The organism is Hydrogenovibrio sp. (assembly GCF_965140365.1).
Taxonomy (GTDB): Bacteria; Pseudomonadota; Gammaproteobacteria; order Thiomicrospirales; family Thiomicrospiraceae; genus Hydrogenovibrio.
On the sequence record NZ_OZ223196.1, the window covers coordinates 1,358,228 to 1,378,241 of the forward strand.

Annotated in this window: 18 protein-coding genes; 3 read left to right on the forward strand and 15 right to left on the reverse strand. The window is 49.7% G+C overall.

Going from position 1 to position 20,014, the window contains the following annotated elements:
- The first annotated feature begins 13 nt into the window (after positions 1 to 13).
- On the forward strand, positions 14 to 1,819 hold the full coding sequence (locus AC0KH7_RS06575) for a single-stranded-DNA-specific exonuclease RecJ (protein ID WP_472371826.1): 1,806 nt from the start codon (positions 14 to 16) through the stop codon (positions 1,817 to 1,819).
- 111 nt (positions 1,820 to 1,930) lie between these two features.
- Here the strand turns inward: AC0KH7_RS06575 and thrC are convergent, their stop codons facing one another.
- From thrC to alaC, 4 genes are all read right to left on the reverse strand, one after another.
- Positions 1,931 to 3,406, reverse strand: a complete 1,476-nt coding sequence (gene thrC, locus AC0KH7_RS06580) for a threonine synthase (RefSeq protein WP_472371828.1) — start codon at positions 3,404 to 3,406, stop codon at positions 1,931 to 1,933.
- 80 nt (positions 3,407 to 3,486) lie between these two features.
- Complete coding sequence (locus AC0KH7_RS06585; protein ID WP_472371830.1) at positions 3,487 to 4,545, reverse strand: hypothetical protein; 1,059 nt, start codon at positions 4,543 to 4,545, stop codon at positions 3,487 to 3,489.
- Positions 4,546 to 4,615: 70 nt separating this feature from the next.
- Positions 4,616 to 5,932 (reverse strand): homoserine dehydrogenase, encoded by a 1,317-nt coding sequence (locus tag AC0KH7_RS06590; protein WP_472371832.1) that lies wholly within the window; start codon positions 5,930 to 5,932, stop codon positions 4,616 to 4,618.
- A 13-nt stretch (positions 5,933 to 5,945) separates the two neighbouring features.
- The gene (alaC, locus tag AC0KH7_RS06595; RefSeq protein WP_472371834.1) at positions 5,946 to 7,142 is read right to left on the reverse strand and encodes an alanine transaminase; all 1,197 of its coding nucleotides are present in this window, start codon (positions 7,140 to 7,142) and stop codon (positions 5,946 to 5,948) included.
- A 316-nt stretch (positions 7,143 to 7,458) separates the two neighbouring features.
- Between alaC and AC0KH7_RS06600 the strand changes: the two genes are divergently transcribed.
- A complete protein-coding gene (locus AC0KH7_RS06600) occupies positions 7,459 to 7,842 on the forward strand; it encodes an Mth938-like domain-containing protein (RefSeq protein ID WP_472371836.1) in 384 nt (127 codons plus the stop codon).
- Between the two features lie 63 nt (positions 7,843 to 7,905).
- On the opposite strand, the gene AC0KH7_RS06605 is transcribed toward AC0KH7_RS06600, so the two are convergent.
- Genes AC0KH7_RS06605 through surE form a run of 4 tightly spaced genes read right to left on the reverse strand, consistent with a single transcriptional unit; the run spans position 7,906 to position 10,731 of the window.
- A complete protein-coding gene (locus AC0KH7_RS06605; protein WP_472371838.1) occupies positions 7,906 to 8,607 on the reverse strand; it encodes a peptidoglycan DD-metalloendopeptidase family protein in 702 nt (233 codons plus the stop codon).
- Between the two features lie 51 nt (positions 8,608 to 8,658).
- Positions 8,659 to 9,231 carry a YqaA family protein gene (locus AC0KH7_RS06610; RefSeq protein WP_472371840.1) on the reverse strand — a complete coding sequence of 191 codons (573 nt, stop codon included), beginning with the start codon at positions 9,229 to 9,231 and terminating at the stop codon, positions 8,659 to 8,661.
- A 49-nt stretch (positions 9,232 to 9,280) separates the two neighbouring features.
- Entirely contained in the window at positions 9,281 to 9,982 is a 702-nt protein-coding gene (locus AC0KH7_RS06615; protein WP_472371842.1) for a protein-L-isoaspartate(D-aspartate) O-methyltransferase, read from the reverse strand.
- Complete coding sequence (gene surE, locus AC0KH7_RS06620; protein WP_472357303.1) at positions 9,979 to 10,731, reverse strand: 5'/3'-nucleotidase SurE; 753 nt, start codon at positions 10,729 to 10,731, stop codon at positions 9,979 to 9,981. The genes AC0KH7_RS06615 and surE overlap by 4 nt, the downstream gene beginning before the upstream one ends.
- 57 nt (positions 10,732 to 10,788) lie before the next feature.
- Here surE and AC0KH7_RS06625 point away from each other — a divergent pair, with 57 nt between their 5' ends.
- Positions 10,789 to 11,334, forward strand: coding sequence for a Smr/MutS family protein (locus AC0KH7_RS06625; protein ID WP_472371844.1), 546 nt, complete (start codon positions 10,789 to 10,791; stop codon positions 11,332 to 11,334).
- A 3-nt stretch (positions 11,335 to 11,337) separates the two neighbouring features.
- Here the strand turns inward: AC0KH7_RS06625 and AC0KH7_RS06630 are convergent, their stop codons facing one another.
- The 7 genes from AC0KH7_RS06630 to ycaO form a co-directional block, all read right to left on the reverse strand.
- On the reverse strand, positions 11,338 to 11,694 hold the full coding sequence (locus AC0KH7_RS06630; protein WP_472371846.1) for an FtsB family cell division protein: 357 nt from the start codon (positions 11,692 to 11,694) through the stop codon (positions 11,338 to 11,340).
- Positions 11,695 to 11,706: 12 nt separating this feature from the next.
- Positions 11,707 to 12,987: a phosphopyruvate hydratase gene (eno, locus tag AC0KH7_RS06635; RefSeq protein WP_472357298.1), complete on the reverse strand. Its 1,281-nt coding sequence runs from the start codon at positions 12,985 to 12,987 to the stop codon at positions 11,707 to 11,709.
- A gap of 114 nt (positions 12,988 to 13,101) precedes the next feature.
- Positions 13,102 to 13,935, reverse strand: coding sequence for a 3-deoxy-8-phosphooctulonate synthase (kdsA, locus tag AC0KH7_RS06640; RefSeq protein ID WP_472371848.1), 834 nt, complete (start codon positions 13,933 to 13,935; stop codon positions 13,102 to 13,104).
- A gap of 16 nt (positions 13,936 to 13,951) precedes the next feature.
- Positions 13,952 to 15,577, reverse strand: coding sequence for a CTP synthase (locus tag AC0KH7_RS06645; RefSeq protein ID WP_472371850.1), 1,626 nt, complete (start codon positions 15,575 to 15,577; stop codon positions 13,952 to 13,954).
- A 134-nt stretch (positions 15,578 to 15,711) separates the two neighbouring features.
- A complete protein-coding gene (gene tilS / locus AC0KH7_RS06650) occupies positions 15,712 to 16,986 on the reverse strand; it encodes a tRNA lysidine(34) synthetase TilS (protein ID WP_472371852.1) in 1,275 nt (424 codons plus the stop codon).
- Between the two features lie 23 nt (positions 16,987 to 17,009).
- Positions 17,010 to 17,966 (reverse strand): acetyl-CoA carboxylase carboxyltransferase subunit alpha, encoded by a 957-nt coding sequence (locus AC0KH7_RS06655; protein WP_472371854.1) that lies wholly within the window; start codon positions 17,964 to 17,966, stop codon positions 17,010 to 17,012.
- A 165-nt stretch (positions 17,967 to 18,131) separates the two neighbouring features.
- Positions 18,132 to 19,850, reverse strand: a complete 1,719-nt coding sequence (gene ycaO / locus AC0KH7_RS06660) for a 30S ribosomal protein S12 methylthiotransferase accessory factor YcaO (RefSeq protein WP_472371856.1) — start codon at positions 19,848 to 19,850, stop codon at positions 18,132 to 18,134.
- Positions 19,851 to 20,014: the final 164 nt, after the last annotated feature.

Here is a 20,014-nt window from a genome sequence, read left to right on the forward strand (position 1 = left end):
CTAAAATCTCTTTATGTCAAAAACGAATCAAACGCACGCTAAACAACCGCAAATTCTCGAACGCTCACCGAACCCGGACATCCTGCAAGCCGCCCTTTCGTTGGGGTTAACCCCGTTGCAAGCCAAGCTGGTGGCCAACCGCTTATCCCCAGCGGATATTCTCGATGATAACACGGTCGAAACGGTGCAAAAAATCGTTTTTCCCAAGCTGCAATATCTTCAACACCCCAATGAACTGAAACAGGCCGATCAAGCCGCACGCTTAATCGCCGATGCCATCGAATCCAACGGTAAAATCGTGCTCGCCACCGATTACGATACCGATGGTGTCACCTCGGCTTGGGTCGCCACCCGCGCGCTGATCGATTTTTTCGGTGTTGATCCGCAACGCATCGAACATATTATCGGTGAACGCAGCGAAGGCTATGGCATCAACGAGGATGTCGTTAACCGCATTCTTGCCATCCCGGACCCCATCGACCTGGTGATTTCCGCCGACCAAGGCTCCAGCGACGAAGCCCGTATCCGCCAACTGGCCGATGCCGGGGTTCCGGTGTGTGTCACCGACCACCACCAAATGAGCGTGGCCGGAGCCCCCGCCAGTGCCGCCTGTACCGTGAACCCACAACAAGACGGCTGCGGTTACGATAAAACCGTGGCGGGCTGTTTCGTGATTTTCTTAGTCATGGGCCAGACACGCAGCGAATTGATCCGGCGCGGACGCTTACCGAAAGACAGCCCCAGCCTGAAAGCTCTGGCCCCCAATATCGCACTGGGCACCGTCGCCGACAGCGTCAGCTTGAAAAGTTTAAACAACCGAGCCATCGTGCAATCCGGGCTTGGCGTTATCAACCAGTTACAGCACCCGACCTGGCAAGCTCTTCACCAAATGAACGACAACCAAGGTCAACCGTTAAATGCTGAATACTTGGGCTTTCAGGTCGCCACCCGCATTAATGCCGCCAGCCGAGTCAGTGATGTGACCACCGCGTTCAAATTTTTAAATGCCAGCAGTTTACCGGAAGCCGCTCATTATTTGGAGCAGCTGGACCAGGACAACCAGGATCGTCGTCAACAGCAGGAAGCCATGCTGGCACAAGCACGCGAACAAGCCAAACAGCTCTACCATGACCGAAAATTCACGCTGAGCATTCAAATGCAGGGCAATGCGGGCATCCAAGGAATCATCGCTTCACGGATCGGTGAAGAATACGGCGTACCGACCATTGCCATGACCGATTTAAAAGACGGCAACCTCGCCGGCAGCGGTCGCGGTATTGTTCCCGATATCGATTTACGCGAAGCGTTTCAGTGGATGGCCGACAACCATGAAGGGCTCTTCCATTCGATGGGCGGCCACAAAGGCGCAGCGGGTTGCATGATTCCGATTGAAAAATTCGACGTGTTTTCCATCTTGTTTGAAGAAGCCGTTCGTCAGCAACTCAACGATGAAGTGCCGGTTCCGATGATTGAAACCGACGGGCGCCTGGAAGATTGGCAGCTCACCCCGGCGCTGATTCAAGAATTAAATCAGCTCGAACCTTACGGCAGAGAATGGCCCAAGCCGTTGTTTTATGGTGAGTTTCGATTATTAGAGGCGCGCAACGTCGGACAGACAAAAACCCATTTATCGGTCAAGTTACAGACTCAAAACGGTCAAGTTTTGTCGGGCATACAATTTAATGCCAAGCCGTCGGCGGACACCCCGGATCGTTTTTTCGGTAACGAGCCGGTTTGCTGCGTTTATCAACCCAGCTTAAACACCTTTTATGGCCGCACCAGCTTACAGTTAAAAATCGTCACCCTGCAACCGGCGTAATCGGCAGACATAAAAAAACCGACCAGGCCTGGTCGGTTTTTAAGTTCACAAAGAATAGACGAAAAAGCCCGAAACAGGTTTTCTTGACGCATTCATTAACCCATTAAAACCCTAGCCCAAAAAGCTGAGAATTTCTTGTTCAATCTCTGCTTTATCGATCACGGTTTTCTGAGCGACTTTTTTATCAAATAACGCTGCAATCTGTTCCGGGATTTTCACCTTCGCTTTCTGCGAAATCATTTCCAAGGCCTCTTTATCATGTTCGAAGCTCTGCCCCGTCAACGCATCGGCAATCACCGGCGAGAACTTAGTCCATTCCGCGGTCGAATAGGCGATGGTCTTGATGGCGGTGTCTTCACGACAGGTATCGTAAGCTTTAAAACAGGTCGCCGTGTGCGGGCACATCAAATACCCGGCCTCAAACGCCGAACGAATGTACTCTTTACCTTCCTGATCGGTACAGAAATCCGCTGCGAAAATCGCTTGAACCTGCTTTAATTCATCGGCGTTCAGCGCATAATATTTGTCGTTATCCAATTTCAGCATCAGCTCTTTGGTACGCGCTGCGCCAAACAAATCAAACAGAATCCGCTCGATATTCGAGGATTTCAGAATATCCATCGCCGGTGACGTGGTTGGAATCACCGAGGCGTCACGTAAATCGTATTCACCGGTTTTAATGAATTTGGTCAGCACATTGTTCTGATTGGACGCAATGTGAATCTGCTTGACCGGCAAGCCCATTTTGTAAGCGTAATAACCGCCTAACGCATTTCCGAAGTTACCGCTCGGCACATTCAAATACACCAAATCCCCCAATTCAATGGCGTTTTGACGAATCAATTCCAAATAACTGTGGATGTGATAAATGGTCTGAAAAATAATGCGCCCGAAATTCACCGAGTTGGCTGCGGACAAGGAAATATGATTTTCATTGAGCTTGTCACGGAAGGTATCGGACACCAGCAGGGTTTTCAAGGCGGTCTGAGCATCGTCGAAATCACCGTGAATCCCAATCACTTTCAAATTGCCGGCATCTTCGGTCACCATTTGCAAACGCTGGACGTCGGAGGTGCCGCCGTCCGGATACAAACAGGCCACTTGAACATTGTCGCGGTTCTTGAAGGTTTCCAGAGCGGCCGGGCCGGTATCGCCGCTGGTGGCCGCCAGAATCAAATATTTATCGCCATGGGTCTGTGCCACCGATGACAGTACCTTACCAAATGGCTGCAGCGCCATGTCTTTAAAGGCGCGTGTCGGGCCGTGATACAGCTCACTCACGTAAAGGTCGTCGTAGACTTTCACCACCGGCACCGGATTTTTCGGGTCGTCGAAAGCATCGTATAACGACAGCGCTTCATCAATCACATTTTCGTCGATATCCACTTCGAACATCGCCAGAATCGCTTTCGCCAGGGTTTTATAATCGGAACCGGCATGTTGCTGCAAAAAATCCAACCCGAAGTGCGGCAGGCTTTCCGGCGAATAAATACCACCAAAAGAAGACATCGGGCTTAAAATCGCTTGAGAGAACGTGATCGATTCGGGTCTTTGACCGTCGTTACCGCGGGTTTCGATAAATTTCATACAGATTCCAGTGAATATCAGTTCGTAAATAACGGCAGATTATACAAAAATTCGAGGGCAAAATCCCGATTATGCACTGCCTATAGCCGCGTAAGCGGTTTCTTACGTCGCCAGAAGCGGCGTAAATGTTTGGGTTTAAGGTGATAACGTTTTGAGCGGCCGACATCGATAAATAACGAGTCGATGTGCTGATCTTTCAACGCCTGTAACAGCGGCTGGAACCAATCCGTCTCCAGCCGTTCCAAGCGCGCCAGCCATTCATCTTCCGTTTGCTGCCCCGCCGTTGGCGTGGCTAGATGCACCAAATGATGGGAAACCGCGTCTGACGTCAGCAAAGCGGATTTTGACCAGGCCTGGTAGTTTTGAGGTTCGTCGGCCAACTGCGCCTGCGATAGCTTGGCCAAGCCTTGCAAGTAAGCATTTTGCGACCACACCTGCGCGCGCGGACGAATTTCGATGCGCTCAGGCTCCAAACGCCCCTCCCCCCAGAACCACAAGCTGTTAATTTCCGGCCAACCGCGTTCACGGCGGATTTCATTGACTGGGTGCGTAAAAAACAGCATTTGCGCTTCATTCATCAATTGGTGCCAGTAACCGGCCGCATTGCCTTTGGGGTAATGCGGATTAATATTTTGATACGCCGCTTGCGACATCGGAGTGGATTGTAAATCCACCGGCTGGGCAATACGTAAATACCAATCGGTTGCGCCGCCGTATTCCAACTGAACGCCGTCTTCGGCAAAGTGCGCGTTAAACGCCGCTAATAACGCCTTGGATTCATCTTCCGTAATCGCCAGATCGGTCGGCGGAATCATCACCAACGTATCGCGGTCGGGAATGACCTGACACGGTTCGGCACGCAACCAGAAGGCCTGAGTGTCATAATCCGGTAACTGCATGGCCGCCATCACCGTAGCGATCGGCAAGGTATGCGTTTGATGAAAAAGATAGCTGGCGGCTTGGTGAAAGGTTTGCGTTTTGGCCGGAAATGCATCGGCACGGGATAACAGCGTTCGCAACCCTGGCAAACTCAAGGCGTTTACATCCGCGTCCGAAAGGGCTGACGAAGACGACGAGGACGATAAGGGTGCCAGTAGGTCCGGCAACCAAAGCGTGACCGCTTTTGCTTGAGAAGCCATAAAACGAAAAGTCCTTTGTTACAGAGAGGTACCGGAAAGCCACACCGGCCATCGGGCCGGTTAAACAGTATTAATCCAGTGCGCCGACGCGAATGCGCATAATCTTGCCGTCAATGGCTTCCATCGCTTCCAGTTTTTGAATCGCCTGGTCAACATCGGATTCTTTGACTTCATTGGTGATAATGACCACGGTCGCATCATCCGGGTTTTGAGAAGACGGTTCCTGGTGCAATAATTCGATATTAATGTGATGTTCGGCCAGCGTGGCACTCAGTTCAGCCAAGACACCGGCATTGTCTTTCGCAAAGCATCTCAAATAATACGCGGAATGAATCTCTGTGATGGGTAGCACCGGCGCCGATTCCAATGAATCCAGAGCAAACCCCAGGCCTGGCACTCGATCAGCCACCGGTTGATGCTCGGCGCGAATCAAATCGATAATATCCGCGACCACGGCGCTGGCGGTCGGTCCTGCCCCCGCACCCGGTCCGTAATACATGGTTGGCCCAACATGATCACCACTGACCATCACGGCATTCATCACGCCATTCACCTGTGCCAACAACACCGACTTCGGCACCAAGGTCGGGTGAACTCTGAGCGAGAAACCGGCTTCGGAACGGTTGGCAATGCCTAGGTGTTTGATTTCATAGCCCAGCTGATCGGCAAAACGAATATCTTCCGCCGTTACCTGGCTGATGCCTTCTGTAAACACACCGTCAAATTGCAACTTAATACCGAAAGCAATCGAAGCCAGAATAGTCAATTTATGCGCGGCGTCAATGCCTTCAACGTCGAACGTTGGGTCGGCTTCGGCATAACCCAGTTCCTGAGCCGTTTTCAATACTTTGGCGAAATCCGCTCCGGGCTTTTTCATTTCCGTCAAAATATAGTTGCCGGTGCCATTGATAATACCGGCCACCCATTCAATTTGATTCCCGGCCAAGCCTTCACGCAAGGCTTTGATAATCGGAATGCCACCAGCCACGGCGGCTTCATAGGCAATCGTAACGCCCTTTTGGGCCGCCAATTCAAACAATTCGTTACCGTGTTCGGCAATCAACGCTTTGTTCGCCGTCACAACCGATTTTCCATTGGCCATAGCGGTTTCAATACAGGTTTTCGCAAGCGTTGTACCGCCCATCAGTTCGACAACCAAATCGACATCCGGGTTATTAACCACGTCCAGCGGTTGATCCGTCATAATGGCGCCATCCACGTCAACGGCACGTTTGCGATTTAAGTCGCGAACCGCAATGTGGATGATTTGAACCGAAACCTCTCCACCCAATCGGCGTTTAATTTCAGACAGGGTGTTTTGCAAAATAGTGGCTGTGCCACCGCCAACGGTACCAAACCCCAACAAACCTAACTTAACTTGCTTCACGCTTACTCCACACTTATTTTACGTTGATCAATCCGTCTTTTCGGAACATATCCCGAATGCCACGAATCGCCTGACGGGTACGATGTTCATTCTCAATCAAACCGAAACGCACATGATCGTCGCCATAGTCACCAAAACCGATGCCTGGTGACACGGCAACCTTGGCGTCGGTCAACAATTTTTTGGAAAACTCCAGAGAGCCTATTTCACGATAGGCTTCCGGAATGGGCGCCCAAACAAACATGGTCGCTTTTGGCGGCTCGACTTCCCAGCCAATACTATTGAGTCCTTGGCACAAGACATCACGGCGGGAAAGATACATGTCGCTGATTTCTTGAACACAGTCCTGCGGGCCTTCCAAAGCCGCAATAGCCGCCACTTGAATCGGCGTAAAGGTACCATAATCCAGATAGGATTTCATGCGTTTAAGCGCATTCACCAATTCTGGATTACCGACCATGAAGCCAACACGCCAACCGGGCATGTTATAACTTTTCGACAGAGTGTAAAACTCAACGGCAATGTCTTTGGCGCCTTCCACCTGAAGGATGGAGGGCGCGCGATACCCGTCAAACACAATGTCGGCATAGGCCAAATCATGAATTACCCAGATATCGTGTTCCTTGGCGATAGCGACAACTTTTTCAAAGAATTCCAAATCCACCGTTTGCGTGGTTGGGTTCCCCGGGAAGTTCAACACCAACATTTTCGGCGTTGGCCAGGATTCTTTAATAGCTTTTTCCAATTCTTCAAAGAAGTCGACATCCGGTGTCATGCGCACATGGCGAATATCGGCCCCCGCAATCACGAAACCGTAAGGGTGAATTGGATAAGCAGGGTTCGGGACAAGAACGGTGTCCCCTTTATCAACCGTGGCCAAGGCCAAGTGCGCCAGACCTTCTTTGGAACCGATGGTGACGACCGCTTCGGTGTCCATATCCAAATCAACGTCAAATTTCGTTTTGTACCAGTTGCAGATGGCTTTACGCAAACGCGGAATGCCTTGCGAAACAGAATAACGGTGTGTGCCTTCACGCTGCACCACTTCGATGAGTTTGTCGACGATGTGTTTCGGGGTGTCCTGATCCGGATTCCCCATCCCGAAGTCGATGATGTCTTCACCACGACGTCGGGCTTCGGCTTTTAGCTCTCCGACGATATTGAATACATAAGGAGGAAGTCGTTTGATTCTTTGAAAGTCGCCAGTCACGGAGTGTTTAACCTTTAAATTGGTTCTGCCAAACGGGGCCTTGCCTTCGGTTTTTTCAGAAACGAGATTCTCCTTGTCTAGAACAACGACAATCGTTGCTTGTATCCGTGTTTTCAGGATGTATCAGACAAAACAGACGGTTTTGAAACCTCGAAACATCAAAGCGCGCACTCACAATTTCACTGTGCGGGCTTTGCGGCTCCTATAAGCAGAAAGTGTAATGAGATTTAGTCTGTTTATGATACAGAAACATTTTTTTTCGTCAATTGAAATGTCGGTATAATTCGTGGTAAAAAGCGACTGAAGGAGCCAAACTATGAAATTTACCGAACATCGAGATTCCAACATTCTTTCAGTCAAGAAATATCAGCCAGGCCTGGTCAAAATCAATGATATCGAAGTGCATGGCAGTTGCTTTTTAAATCAGCACGAATTGGTTACGGATTGGGCGTGTCATCGCTTGAGTGAATTGAATGAAAGCCATCTTCAAGATGTGTTTTCATTGCAACCGGAAGTCATTATTTTGGGAACCGGCGAAACTCAAGCCTTTCCGGCTCCCAAGCTGTTTGCGTTCTGCACTCAAAACGGTATCGGCCTGGAAGTCATGGATAATGCGGCCGCCTGTCGAACGTACAATGTGTTAACCACCGAAGACCGGGAAGTGGCCTTGGCATTGATTATGGAAGCCTCTTCGGTCTAAGCTTGATCTAAGCGCACTTTTGAATGCTTAAATAAATGGGCTGATAACGGCGGTTGCAGGGCTTCAAAACAATTTTTTAATGTCGATTTTACGACCACGGTAGCGGGCTTCAACATACAGTTCAGGCTTTTTCACCGTGCCGGTTTGCCCGATGGTTGCAATCAGCTGCCCCTGCTTCACGCGCTGCCCTTCCTTAACCTGCAATGAATCATTGTGTGCATACACCGTTAAGTGTTCGGTGTCGTGCTTAATCACCACCATATTGCCATACTGACGAATACCATTACCGGCATACACCACCTTACCGGCCGCTACCGCATAAACGCCGTCACCAATGCTGCCGTAAATGCGCAAACTGTTAAAGCCAGACGCATCTTTCACATATTCGTATTTCAGTTTCTTTTTAACCGGCCAGCTAAAGTTGGCTTTTTTATAAGCACTGGAAGACGCTTGCGTTTTTGACGTGCGTCGCGACGTCGTACGGTGGCTTGCGGAACTGCTTGGAATCGACAGCTCTTGCTTAACATACAACGTATAGGGAGGCGCCAAATGGTTTTTATCCGCCAAGGCCATCATATCCACATTACAACGCGCTGCGATTTCACTGAGAGTGTCACCGCTGCGCACCACATAAACCGAGTCACAGCCGGACAGATCATCAAAATAAGCACGGCTTCCACCCTCTCCGCGATACCTCGCCGGCGCACAGGCTGTAATCAATAACACCACTTCCATCAGCAGTAACCCGACAAGTGTTTGTTTCATGACGTGACAAAACCTCTGTATGAGAGCCTTACATGTTCTTGCAAGGCTCTCTTATAACTGTTTGATTAAAAGATAAGCGACCACCAACAGGATTAAACCATAACCAATCCAATCGATGTATTGACGAATCTTGGATTCATACCGCTCCCCCCCTATTTTCATCAAGGCCGCCACCAAAAAGAAACGTGCGCCGCGGCCAACAAAAGAAGCCAGTATAAACGGCAATAATGCCATGTTAGTGGCTCCGGCGGAAATGGTAAAGAGCTTGTAGGGAATCGGGCTGAATCCGGCCAAGAAAACAATCCACACCCCGTACTCATCAAAAAAACCTTCGATGGTTCGATACTTGTCAACGTAATTCACTGACTCCAGCAACGGCCAGGTAGCTTCCAGCATCCAGTAACCGATGGCGTAACCCAACAACCCGCCAATCAAAGAGGTAATGGTGGTGATCCAGGCAAAAAAATACGCCCGATTTGGTTGAGACAGACTCATCGGCATCAACATCACATCGGGCGGAATCGGGAAAAAAGAGGCTTCGGCAAAACTCATCCCGCCAAGATACCACGGGGCTTTTGGGTGCTTCGACCACAGAAGGGTCTTATCGTACAATCGACGGAACAATGGTCATCCTTTTCGTAATACTTATCACATGCGTTGTTAGGGGTGTCATTTACGTTTCGATACCGGTCAACATTGGAACGAACATGACCGGTCCTAGATAATCTTCTATATAACCGGTTTCGGTTTTGATAAAGCCGAACAAGCCTTGTTCGGTTCCGCCAATCGGCATGACCAAACGACCACCGACTCTCAGCTGATCGAGTAACTCCTGCGGCACCGATTCCGGTGACGCCGCACACACAATACCATCAAACGGTGCCTCGGCCGGAATTCCCCAAAAACCGTCCGCCACACTGGCGTGAACATTATCCAGCTTCAAACGTTTCAATACTTGTTGAGCACGATGCAACAGCGGTTCAATTCGCTCGACACTGTATACTTCACCCACCAGCAAGGCTAATATCGCCGCTTGGTAACCGGAGCCGGTTCCAACATCCAATACCTTATTCAAAGGACCACCGGCCAATAGCCAGGATGTCATTTTCGCCACCACCCAAGGCTGAGAAATCGTCTGGCCGTGACCGATTGGTAAGGCCGTATCTTCATAAGCGCGCGAGGCCATGGCTTCATCGATAAACAAATGTCTGGGCGTGACCCGAATGGCATTTAAAACCGCCTCATCCGTAATCCCCAAAGCCATCAAACGTTCCACCAAACGGTTACGGGTGCGTTGCGACGTCATCCCCACTCCCTGCGCCTCGAAATAGGCCTCATTAGGATATTCAATCGGTTGATTCAACAGCGTTTTCATTCGTTTTCGTCAAACCAGCCTTTCAGCAAAGCCTGCATTTCATAATGGGTTAAATCAATTTTCAAAGGGGTAACAGAAGCATAGCCGTTTTCAACCGCATGAAAATCCGTTCCTTCCGATGCGTCCTCGGCATCACCGGCCGGCCCCACCCAGTAAATGGGTTTGCCACGCGGGTCTTTAGTACGCACAACCTGCTCCGAACAATGGCGTTTCCCCTGTCGGGTAATTTGAATGCCTTTCAAGGCTTCAACCGGGATGTCCGGCACATTGATATTGAGAATGGTGGATTTATCAAGCGGTAATTTTTGAAAGTCTTTAAACAGGCGAGTAACGACTTCTGCGGCGGTTTCGAAATGGCGGTCACCGCATAACGACACCGCAATCGACGGTTTGCCAAGAAAGCGCCCTTCCGTTGCAGCCGCAACCGTGCCGGAATAAAGGACATCATCCCCCATATTTGCCCCGGCATTAATGCCGGAAATCACCATTTCCGGCTGAAAATCCAAGGCACCGTTGATGCCCAGATGCACACAATCGGTTGGCGTGCCGTTCACGCTGTAAATCGCATCTTCATGCTGATTAATTCGAAGTGGTTCCATCAAGGTGAGAGAGTTACTGGCCGCACTGCGGTTGCGATCCGGTGCGATAAGGCGAATATCAGAGTGGACATTCAGTCGATGCATGCACTGCCATAAAGCCCGAATGCCCGGAGCATCATAGCCATCATCATTGGATAACAAGATTTTCATAACCTGCCTTGACTAAGGTAAAATAACAACTGTCCAGTTAGACCGTGTCATTATAGTATGTCTCACATTTCAGATGAAGATAAATCCCTGTTTGCGGAAGCCGTTCAAGGCACGCAAAAACTGAATCCGCGTAAAACCGTCGCAACGGGTACGCCGAAATCGCAGCCGCCCCTGCGCCACAAACGCCATTCGAATTCTCGTGAACCCGGTGAGCTGTTTCAGGAAAACGACCAGGCCTGGCCGTCCCGCGTATCCGCATTTGAATACATTGAATATCAACACCCAAATTGCTCAGCACAGGATTTCAAGCGCCTGCGAAAAGGTGATTTCAAGACACCCTTTTGCCTGGACTTACACGGATACACCGAATTGGAATCCGAAAAAGCTTTAGAGCATTTTGTTCACGATGCCTTACAAAACCAAGCCCGCTATCTCATTATCGTGCACGGCAAAGGCTACCATTCGGATTCCGATTACCCAATCCTCAAAAACCTGGTGAACTATCGTTTACCGCAAATTCCCGATGTACTTGGGTTTTGCAGCGCACAGCCTAAGGATGGCGGCACCGGAGCCGTTTACGTGTTTCTGAAAAATCAACGCTAAGCGTTACGGAGCCGGTTTCGAAGACGCGTCAGGCGTCTCACCGTTTTCGATACCGGTTTGTTTTTCAAGCGTTTTTGGGGATGATTTCGGCAATTCGATAATCTTAATGAAGGCTTCATCCTCACCAATCATGCCCAATTTTTGACGGGCAATGGTTTCAATCGCTTGTGTACTGGATTGCAAATCTTTCACCTCTTTACGAAGCAAAGCATTGTCTTGTTCCAACACATCGATTTTGGCGTGCAGTTCATCGAGATTTTTTTGAAGGGAGATCAGTTCGCCCACGCCACCGTCCGATGACAGTAGACGAACCTGTAGAATCAAAATAACAATTGCGAGCGCAATGTAGATGATTTTCAAGATTGACCCGAATTATTTCAGGTTATAAAAGGTGTCTTTTCCAGGGTAAACCGCCTTGTCGCCCAGTTCTTCTTCAATACGAATCAGCTGGTTGTATTTCGCGATACGGTCTGTTCTGGACATGGAACCGGTTTTGATTTGTCCGGCGCCAGTCGCCACAGCGATATCGGCAATGACGGTATCTTCGGTTTCACCGGAACGGTGAGACACCACCGCCGTGTAACCGGCGTCTTTGGCCATTTGAATCGCTTGGAAAGTTTCGGTCAAAGTACCGATCTGATTGATCTTAATCAAAATCGAATTGGCAATGCCCTTTTCGATCCCTTCTTTTAAAATTTTCGGGTTGGTCACGAACAAGTCATCCCCGACAATCTGCAGGCGCTTGCCGTCTTTTTCCGTCTGATATTTGAACCCGTCCCAGTCGGACTCGTCCAAACCGTCTTCAATCGAAATAATCGGGTATTTGCTGACCCAACCGGACAACAAGTCAACCATTTCATTGGAAGACAGCGTTTTGTTTTCCGAAGCCAGGTAATATTGGCCGTCTTTATACAGTTCGGAAGACGCCGCATCCATTGCAATCATAATGTCGTCACCGGCTTTGTAGCCAGCTTTTTCGATGGCTTCCAGAATCACCTGAATCGCCTCTTCATTCGATTTCAGGTCCGGTGCAAAACCGCCTTCATCACCGACGGCCGTGTTGTAGCCTTTATCGTGCAATACTTTTTTCAACGCATGGAAGATTTCAGCACCATAGCGAATGGCTTCCGACATGGACGGTGCGCCGACCGGCATAATCATGAATTCCTGGAAATCGACCGAGTTGTCTGCATGCTCCCCACCGTTGATGATATTCATCATTGGAACCGGCATTTTATAATCATCCGTTTTCAGGTAAGCATACAATGGCAAGCCCTTGGATTTTGCCGCCGCTTGCGCCACCGCAATCGACACCGCCAGAATGGCATTGGCGCCTAAGCGGGCTTTATTGTCGGTTCCGTCCAACTCGATCATGGCATTGTCAATCGCGACTTGGTCGGTGGCATCTTTACCGAGCAAGCAGGCTTTGATTTCGGTATTGATATTATTCACCGCGTTCAAAACACCTTTACCGCCAAATTTCGACGCATCGCCGTCGCGCAATTCAATGGCTTCGCGGGAGCCGGTCGAAGCGCCTGACGGAGAAATACCACGGCCTTTTGAGCCGTCTTCCAAGATGACATCGGCTTCAACCGTAGGGTTACCACGTGAGTCGATGACTTGACGAGCTTTGATATCTTTAATCAATGACATATGCATTTTCCTATTTTCTTTTTTTACTCAGATTCTTTTCGTTCATCTTACCCATTCTAGAAACAGAATATGGCAGACGGATGACAAATTCGTATTTTTAGCCGAAAACCCAATCTATGACAGGGTTTCGATAAACCCTTTTTCCTTAACCACATCATCAAGGGCTTTCAAGGTTTCCAATAACGGCTTGAGGTTGCCTAACGGCCACATGTTCGGGCCGTCCGACAAGGCACTCGCAGGATCCGGATGGGTTTCCATAAAGACACCGGACACCCCGGCTGCGACGGCGGCACGAGCCAGAACCGGTACCATTTCACGTTGTCCACCGGACGTGGTGCCTTGTCCACCCGGTTGTTGCACGGAATGTGTTGCATCGAACACCACTGGGCAGCCAGTTTGGCGCATGGAGGCCAAACCACGCATATCGGAAATCAAGGTGTTGTAACCAAACGACGTACCGCGATCACAGACCATGATTTGGTCGTTACCGACTTCACGGGCTTTCAATACCACTTGAACCATATCCCACGGAGCCTGAAACTGGCCTTTCTTGATATTGACCGGCAGGCCCTGGCGACAGACGTTTTGAATAAAGTTGGTTTGACGCACCAAGAAAGCTGGGGTTTGCATCACATCCACCACCGACGCCACTTCGTCCAGAGGCGTGTCTTCATGTACATCGGTCAAAACCGGTACACCGATGTCGTCTTTTACTTTTTGTAAAATACGCAAGCCTTCTTCAATCCCCGGTCCGCGAAAACTCTTGGTGGACGAACGGTTCGCCTTATCGTAAGACGATTTAAAAATGAATGGGATGCCTAATGAATCGGTCAGTTCTTTCAATTGCCCCGCTGTATCAATCGCTAACTGTTCCGACTCGATCACACACGGGCCGGCGATCAAAAATAAAGGTTGGTCAATGCCAACATTAAAACCGCATAAATTCATTTCAATGCCTTCTTAATTAAGAATTTTTGTGTTCGTTTGCCGCTTCCACAAACGCTTTAAACAACGGGTGACCGTTACGTGGCGTAGAGGTAAACTCCGGGTGGAACTGACAGGCCACAAACCAAGGGTGGTCTTCAATTTCAATGGTTTCCACCAAATTACCGTCTTCTGAGCGACCGGAAATGATTAAACCAGCCGCTTCCAGCTTGGCGATGTAACCGTCATTCACTTCATAACGATGGCGGTGACGTTCACGAATCAACGTATCACCGTAAATTTGTTGCATTTTAGTGCCTTCTGCCAACAAACATCCTTGGCCGCCCAAACGCATGGTACCACCCAAGTCAACGGTCTCGTCGCGTTCGATTACTTTACCGTCTTCATCGGTCCATTCGGTAATCAAGGCGACCACCGGCGTCGGTGTCTTGGCGTCCAGCTCTGTGCTGTGCGCATTCGTCATGCCGGCAACGTGACGGGCATATTCCACGACCGCCATTTGCATGCCCAGACAAATTCCCAGATACGGAATCTTATTTTCACGCGCATAACGAATGGCTTCGATTTTGCCTTCCACACCACGCTCACCGAAACCACCCGGAACCAAAATAGCATCCATATCTTCAATCACGCCGGTACCGGATTTTTCGATGTCTTCCGAATCGATGTAGTGAATATTCACTTGCGTCAGCGTCTGAATCCCGCCGTGTACTAAAGCTTCAATCAAGGATTTATAAGCTTCGGTCAAATCGACGTATTTTCCGACCATCGCGATATCGACCGATTTTTTCGGGTTCAACTGCGCATCGACGACTTTATCCCAATCCGACAAATCCGCTACAGGGACATCCAGACGGAAACGATTGGTAACCAGCTCATCCAAGCCTTGCTCGTGCAACATTCTCGGCACTTCGTAAATGGTACGCGCATCCAGCGAATTAATAACCGCCTGCTCTTCCACATTAGTGAACAATGCAATTTTGCGTTTTTCCGATTCTTCCAACGGACGTTCGGAACGGCAAATGAGAATATCCGGCTGAATCCCGATGGAACGCAATTCTTTGACCGAGTGCTGGGTAGGTTTGGTTTTCACTTCGCCGGCCACCGCAATATAAGGCAACAAGGTCAGGTGCATAAACATGGCGCGTTCACGACCGACTTCCACACCCAACTGGCGGATGGCTTCCAAAAACGGCAAGGATTCGATATCCCCAACGGTGCCGCCCACTTCCACCAGCGCCACATCGGCGCCGGCCGCTGCCAGCTTGATACGGTGTTTGATTTCGTCGGTAATGTGCGGAATCACCTGAACCGTACCGCCTAAATAATCACCACGGCGCTCGTTACGAATCACTTTTTCATACACTTGGCCGGTCGAAAAACTGTTCCGTTTGGTGAAATTACGTTGTACAAAGCGCTCGTAATGCCCCAAATCCAAATCGGTTTCCGCACCGTCATCGGTGACAAACACTTCGCCATGCTGGAACGGGCTCATGGTGCCTGGATCGACGTTGATGTACGGATCCATCTTTAACATACTGACTTTGAGGCCTCTGGCTTCCAGAAGCGACCCGAGAGAAGCAGCGGCAATTCCTTTTCCTAAGGAAGAAACAACACCACCAGTAACGAATATAAACTTTGTCATGAAATCACTTTAGTTTAGACTTTAATTCAGCAAATTGAGAGCTTTGTTTGGAATAAAGCACCCACCGGAATTGGGTAATCAGAATGGAAGCTAATTATACCGTAACCCCAAGCCTTGAGCAATCTTTGATTGCGTCAATCCCGGTCAGAAGAATTCGTATCCTTCCCCAGTATCGCCACCGCTTTGCCATCCATTTCCAGTACCGGCCAACGGTTTCGATCCCAAGGCGGCACGCCATGCAGTTGAAACCATTTTTTTAAATGTGTTTTCGGGCCCAGCTTTTCGGCTTCCGCCTCAGTCACCGCCCGCACCGAGCAAGATGCCAATTGCGCTTTCGGCCAGGCCTGGTCAATTTCAAAACAGACACCGAAGGGTTCGGAAAAATACCATTGGGCCGGATCAAATGCTGCCCAAGGAACTCGGTAATCCGTCGGCAGAGCGTCCGGCAACGCATAGAGCGTTTGTCGATAAACACGGAACGTCAATTGAGCTTGCTTTAATTTCGGATGCGCCTGCGGGTTGTGATTGTTCAAACAGCTTTCCACCCAATCGTACACTTTGGCGTTAAGCGTTACCTGCGGCGCCTGCGTTTTGGCCCAATAGCGCAAAGCGTTTTTCACTCGCGACATCCCTAAATCGACAAGAGGTCGCAGTGTCAACTGATAGTGATTGGCAATACAGTTTTGCAAATCCGATTGCGCTAAATCGTCCAACAACCCCAGACTTTCCGATAAATGCTGCGCGCTCTGCGCAAACGATTGTTCGCAATTTGGCCAGGCCTGGTGAATTTTAGGGAACAACTCGTGACGAATAAAGTTGCGTTTTAAGGCGACATCCTGATTGGATGGGTCTTCCACCCAGCTCAATTGATAATGCGCGGCATAGGCTTTCAAAGCGTCATAAGGGATATGTAACAGTGGTCGGCAATGCCGCACCACTTTGCCTTCATGACAGACGGTTTTTTCAAACGGCATGGCCGCCAAACCGGCCAAGCCTCCACCGCGCAACGCACTTAATAAAAAGGTTTCCGCCTGGTCACGCTGATGGTGCGCCGTTAATAAAACCGTCTTATCATCCAACACATCATAAAGCGCCTTGTAGCGGACTTGACGAGCCACGGATTCCATGCCTTGACGAGACGACTCGGGCACGGTAACCCGAATGGCCTGATAGGAAATGTTTCGGGCTTCGCAAAAAGTCCGGGTAACGATTTCCCAGTCATCCGCGTCGGGCTGCAACCCATGATGAACGTAAACGGCTTGCAAGCGATGCGCCGGAAAATGTTTCGACAAGGCATCCAACAATACGCTGGAATCCAGTCCGCCACTGAAGGCGACCAAAAAACGGTATTCGGAAGTATAAAGGTCGCTCAGCGAGGAAACCGCTGACTCAACCTTTGAAAAAGACATGGTATTCGAATTCGAAATGGCGTTTAAGCCACGTCGAAGTTACCATATTGCATATAGCGCTGGTAACGGTTTTCCAATAGAGCGTCCACCGGCTGTTTCGACAGGGTTTCCATCTGGCTCAGCAACGCTTGCTTCAAAGCGGAGGCCGCGGCTTTCGAGTCGCGATGCGCGCCCCCCAAAGGTTCTTCGATAATCACATCAATCAACCCAAGCTCTTTCAGTCTTGGCGCGGTAATCCCCAATGCCGAGGCCGCATCAGCCGCATTGGCGGCGTCTTTCCACAAAATGGACGCACAGCCCTCCGGCGAAATGACCGAGTAGGTGCTGTATTGCATCATCATGGTCACATCCCCCACGCCGATGGCCAGCGCGCCACCGGAACCGCCTTCGCCGATAACGGTACAAATCACCGGCACCGTCAACTCGGACATTTCAATCAGGTTACGGGCAATGGCTTCGGATTGGCCACGTTCTTCGGCATTGATGCCCGGATAAGCGCCCGGCGTGTCAATAAAGGTTAAAATCGGCAAATTGAAACGTTCCGCCGTTTTCATCAAACGCAGCGCTTTACGATACCCTTCCGGACGCGGCATGCCGAAATTACGATGAATTTTTTCTTTCGTGTCACGGCCTTTTTCCTGACCGATCACCATCACCGGTTGGCCGTCGATACGCGCCAGACCACCGACAATCGCCGCATCGTCAGCAAACGCACGATCACCGTGCATTTCCTTAAAGTCGGTAAAGATTTCTTTCAGGTAATCCAGCATATACGGACGTTGCGGGTGACGCGCCACTTGAGCGACCTGAACGTCCGACAAACGACTGAAAATGGACTGCGTCAGGTTTTTACTTTTCTCTTCCAGTGCCGACACTTCTTTTAGCAAATCCATGTCTTGGCCATCCAGATGACGCAACTCGTCGATCTTGGCTTCCAATTCGGCAATCGGCTGTTCAAAATCTAAAAAATCCAGTTTCATTGTGGCTTCCTATTTCAATCTCAGGCAAGCTTGGGCCCGTTTCAACTTCGGGCCTTTGCGTATTATTCGGTTGATAAAATCTGGCCGCCATTTTATCAAATTCCGACTTTTTGTGTTGATTTAAAACCGCTTAAGTGTTGAAAAAGCATCAACCCTACGACGGTTTCATTGCCAGTCTTGCGCCTTAACCGTACGAACCCGTTGATATACCCCCAACAATGCCTGATGGCTTTGACTGGCCTCAAACGCCGCCATTCCCATCGGCAAACCGCCAAACACTTCTTCGCCGTCAATATTACGCCATACCTTATCCACCACAGCGTCACCAAAAAGCTGTTTTTGTACCGATAGCGGATACGCCGCCAGTTCGTTCTCCATTAAAATTTCCAGCGCAAAGCCCAAGGCTTTGTAAAACGTGAACATTTCTGCATCGTCGACAAAATACAGACTGGCCTGAAGAAGATCGTAGGCGGTTTCATGCTCTCGGTTAGCCAAAGCCAACCACATCTGCAATTCGACAATTTTGAATTTTTTCCAATAAGAGTTTGCATCCGGTAACAGCCCAATCAAATTGGCCACCCCTTGATGCTCGGAAAAACCAAGAGATTCCACGGCATCAAACGTGGTTTCAAATCGATCCGGCGCGTCGGACTGCACTAAACTTTCCAATAACTCCCGTAAAGCTCGACCGCGGTTTTGGTTATTATCCAGCAGTTCATGCAACGGAAAGACCTCCGACATGCCCGGCACGACAATACGGCAAGCCGGCACGCCAAAATGCGAGTACTCGGCATAGTAAACTTCCGCACCCTGTTGATGGATTTTCGCAACCAAGTCGTTGAATTGAGCTTGGGTATCCCCTTCAAAATCCCAGGCGACGAAGTCGAAGTCGTATTGATGGGAAATAAAGCGCGCGTGAATCAGGCCACTGGAGTCGATAAAATGATTTTCAATGTTTTCGTCGTCCGCCACCAACGCTTCATCAAACACCGGCAACTGAAAGCCGTCAAGCAGGTCCAAACTGCGCCCTTGAAGCGATTCGGTCAAGGTTCGTTCCAACGCCACCTCAAAAATCGGATGAGCGCCGAAAGAGGCAAAGCAACGGCCGGTTTTCTGTTCAAACAAGGTCACGTTCATCACCGGGAAACGCCCTCCCAACGATGCATCTCGAATCGATACATCAATTCCTTGCGCACGAAGCGCATCCCGCGCACGAATCACATTCGGGTATTGCGCGACCACAGATTCCGGCACCTCCGGCAAACACAGGTTTTCGGTCAAAATACGACGTTTCACCCAACGCTCAAACACTTCCGACAAACCTTGAACCAACGCTTCTGTTGAGGTGTTCCCGGCACTCAAGCCATTGCTCGCGTAGAGGTTGCTGAATAAATTCATCGGAAAATAAATTGTCTCGCCGGAACTTGCTGCCGTCATGGGCAAACAACGAATCCCCTCTGTGGCATCGTTCAAACTGAGCAAGTCCTCGCCTTCCATCTCGCCATCGGCATCGTAGATTTTCCAAAGCGATTCGGGTAACAGGGATTTAAATTCGCGACAAGCGACAAGTTTTTCGTCCGTAAAATACAACCACTCAGGGGAGGCATCGAGATAATAATCGGAAAAGAAGTAATTGGTTTCCAAACGTTCAAAAAACTCACCCAATGCACTGGCTAAAGTGGCTTTTCGACTCGCCCCTTTACCGTTGGTAAACAAGGCCGGACATTTTTGATCACGAATATGGACCGAATAGACATTCGGCACTGGATTCAGCCAAGAAGCTTCTTCAATATCGAATCCGGCGGATGCCAACTGTGCCTGCATCCGGTTGATGGAGTCTTCCAGACAGGCGTCCTTGCCTTTGATAAACGTTTGTTCGACCATATTCATTCCTTTGTGTCATTGTCTTTAACGGGCTTTTCCCACACCTGTTAGCAGTGACTTATTACAAAAAGGTGTCCGGCGCGCATTTTAATCGAAGTCGCCGAAAAAAGCCCCTTTCTTTTCAGTCATTTAATATTCACCAGGCCTGGTGAAATTGAGACATT

Excerpts from the sequence above, each read along its gene's own strand:
- AC0KH7_RS06575 (WP_472371826.1), top strand. The coding sequence starts at position 14 with ATGTCAAAAACGAATCAAACGCACGCTAAACAACCGCAAATTCTCGAA.
- thrC (WP_472371828.1), bottom strand. The coding sequence starts at position 3,406 with ATGAAATTTATCGAAACCCGCGGTAACGACGGTCAAAGACCCGAATCG.
- AC0KH7_RS06585 (WP_472371830.1), bottom strand. The coding sequence starts at position 4,545 with ATGGCTTCTCAAGCAAAAGCGGTCACGCTTTGGTTGCCGGACCTACTG.
- AC0KH7_RS06600 (WP_472371836.1), top strand. The coding sequence starts at position 7,459 with ATGAAATTTACCGAACATCGAGATTCCAACATTCTTTCAGTCAAGAAA.
- AC0KH7_RS06605 (WP_472371838.1), bottom strand. The coding sequence starts at position 8,607 with ATGAAACAAACACTTGTCGGGTTACTGCTGATGGAAGTGGTGTTATTG.
- AC0KH7_RS06615 (WP_472371842.1), bottom strand. The coding sequence starts at position 9,982 with ATGAAAACGCTGTTGAATCAACCGATTGAATATCCTAATGAGGCCTAT.
- surE (WP_472357303.1), bottom strand. The coding sequence starts at position 10,731 with ATGAAAATCTTGTTATCCAATGATGATGGCTATGATGCTCCGGGCATT.
- AC0KH7_RS06625 (WP_472371844.1), top strand. The coding sequence starts at position 10,789 with ATGTCTCACATTTCAGATGAAGATAAATCCCTGTTTGCGGAAGCCGTT.
- eno (WP_472357298.1), bottom strand. The coding sequence starts at position 12,987 with ATGTCATTGATTAAAGATATCAAAGCTCGTCAAGTCATCGACTCACGT.
- kdsA (WP_472371848.1), bottom strand. The coding sequence starts at position 13,935 with ATGAATTTATGCGGTTTTAATGTTGGCATTGACCAACCTTTATTTTTG.
- AC0KH7_RS06645 (WP_472371850.1), bottom strand. The coding sequence starts at position 15,577 with ATGACAAAGTTTATATTCGTTACTGGTGGTGTTGTTTCTTCCTTAGGA.
- tilS (WP_472371852.1), bottom strand. The coding sequence starts at position 16,986 with ATGTCTTTTTCAAAGGTTGAGTCAGCGGTTTCCTCGCTGAGCGACCTT.
- AC0KH7_RS06655 (WP_472371854.1), bottom strand. The coding sequence starts at position 17,966 with ATGAAACTGGATTTTTTAGATTTTGAACAGCCGATTGCCGAATTGGAA.
- ycaO (WP_472371856.1), bottom strand. The coding sequence starts at position 19,850 with ATGGTCGAACAAACGTTTATCAAAGGCAAGGACGCCTGTCTGGAAGAC.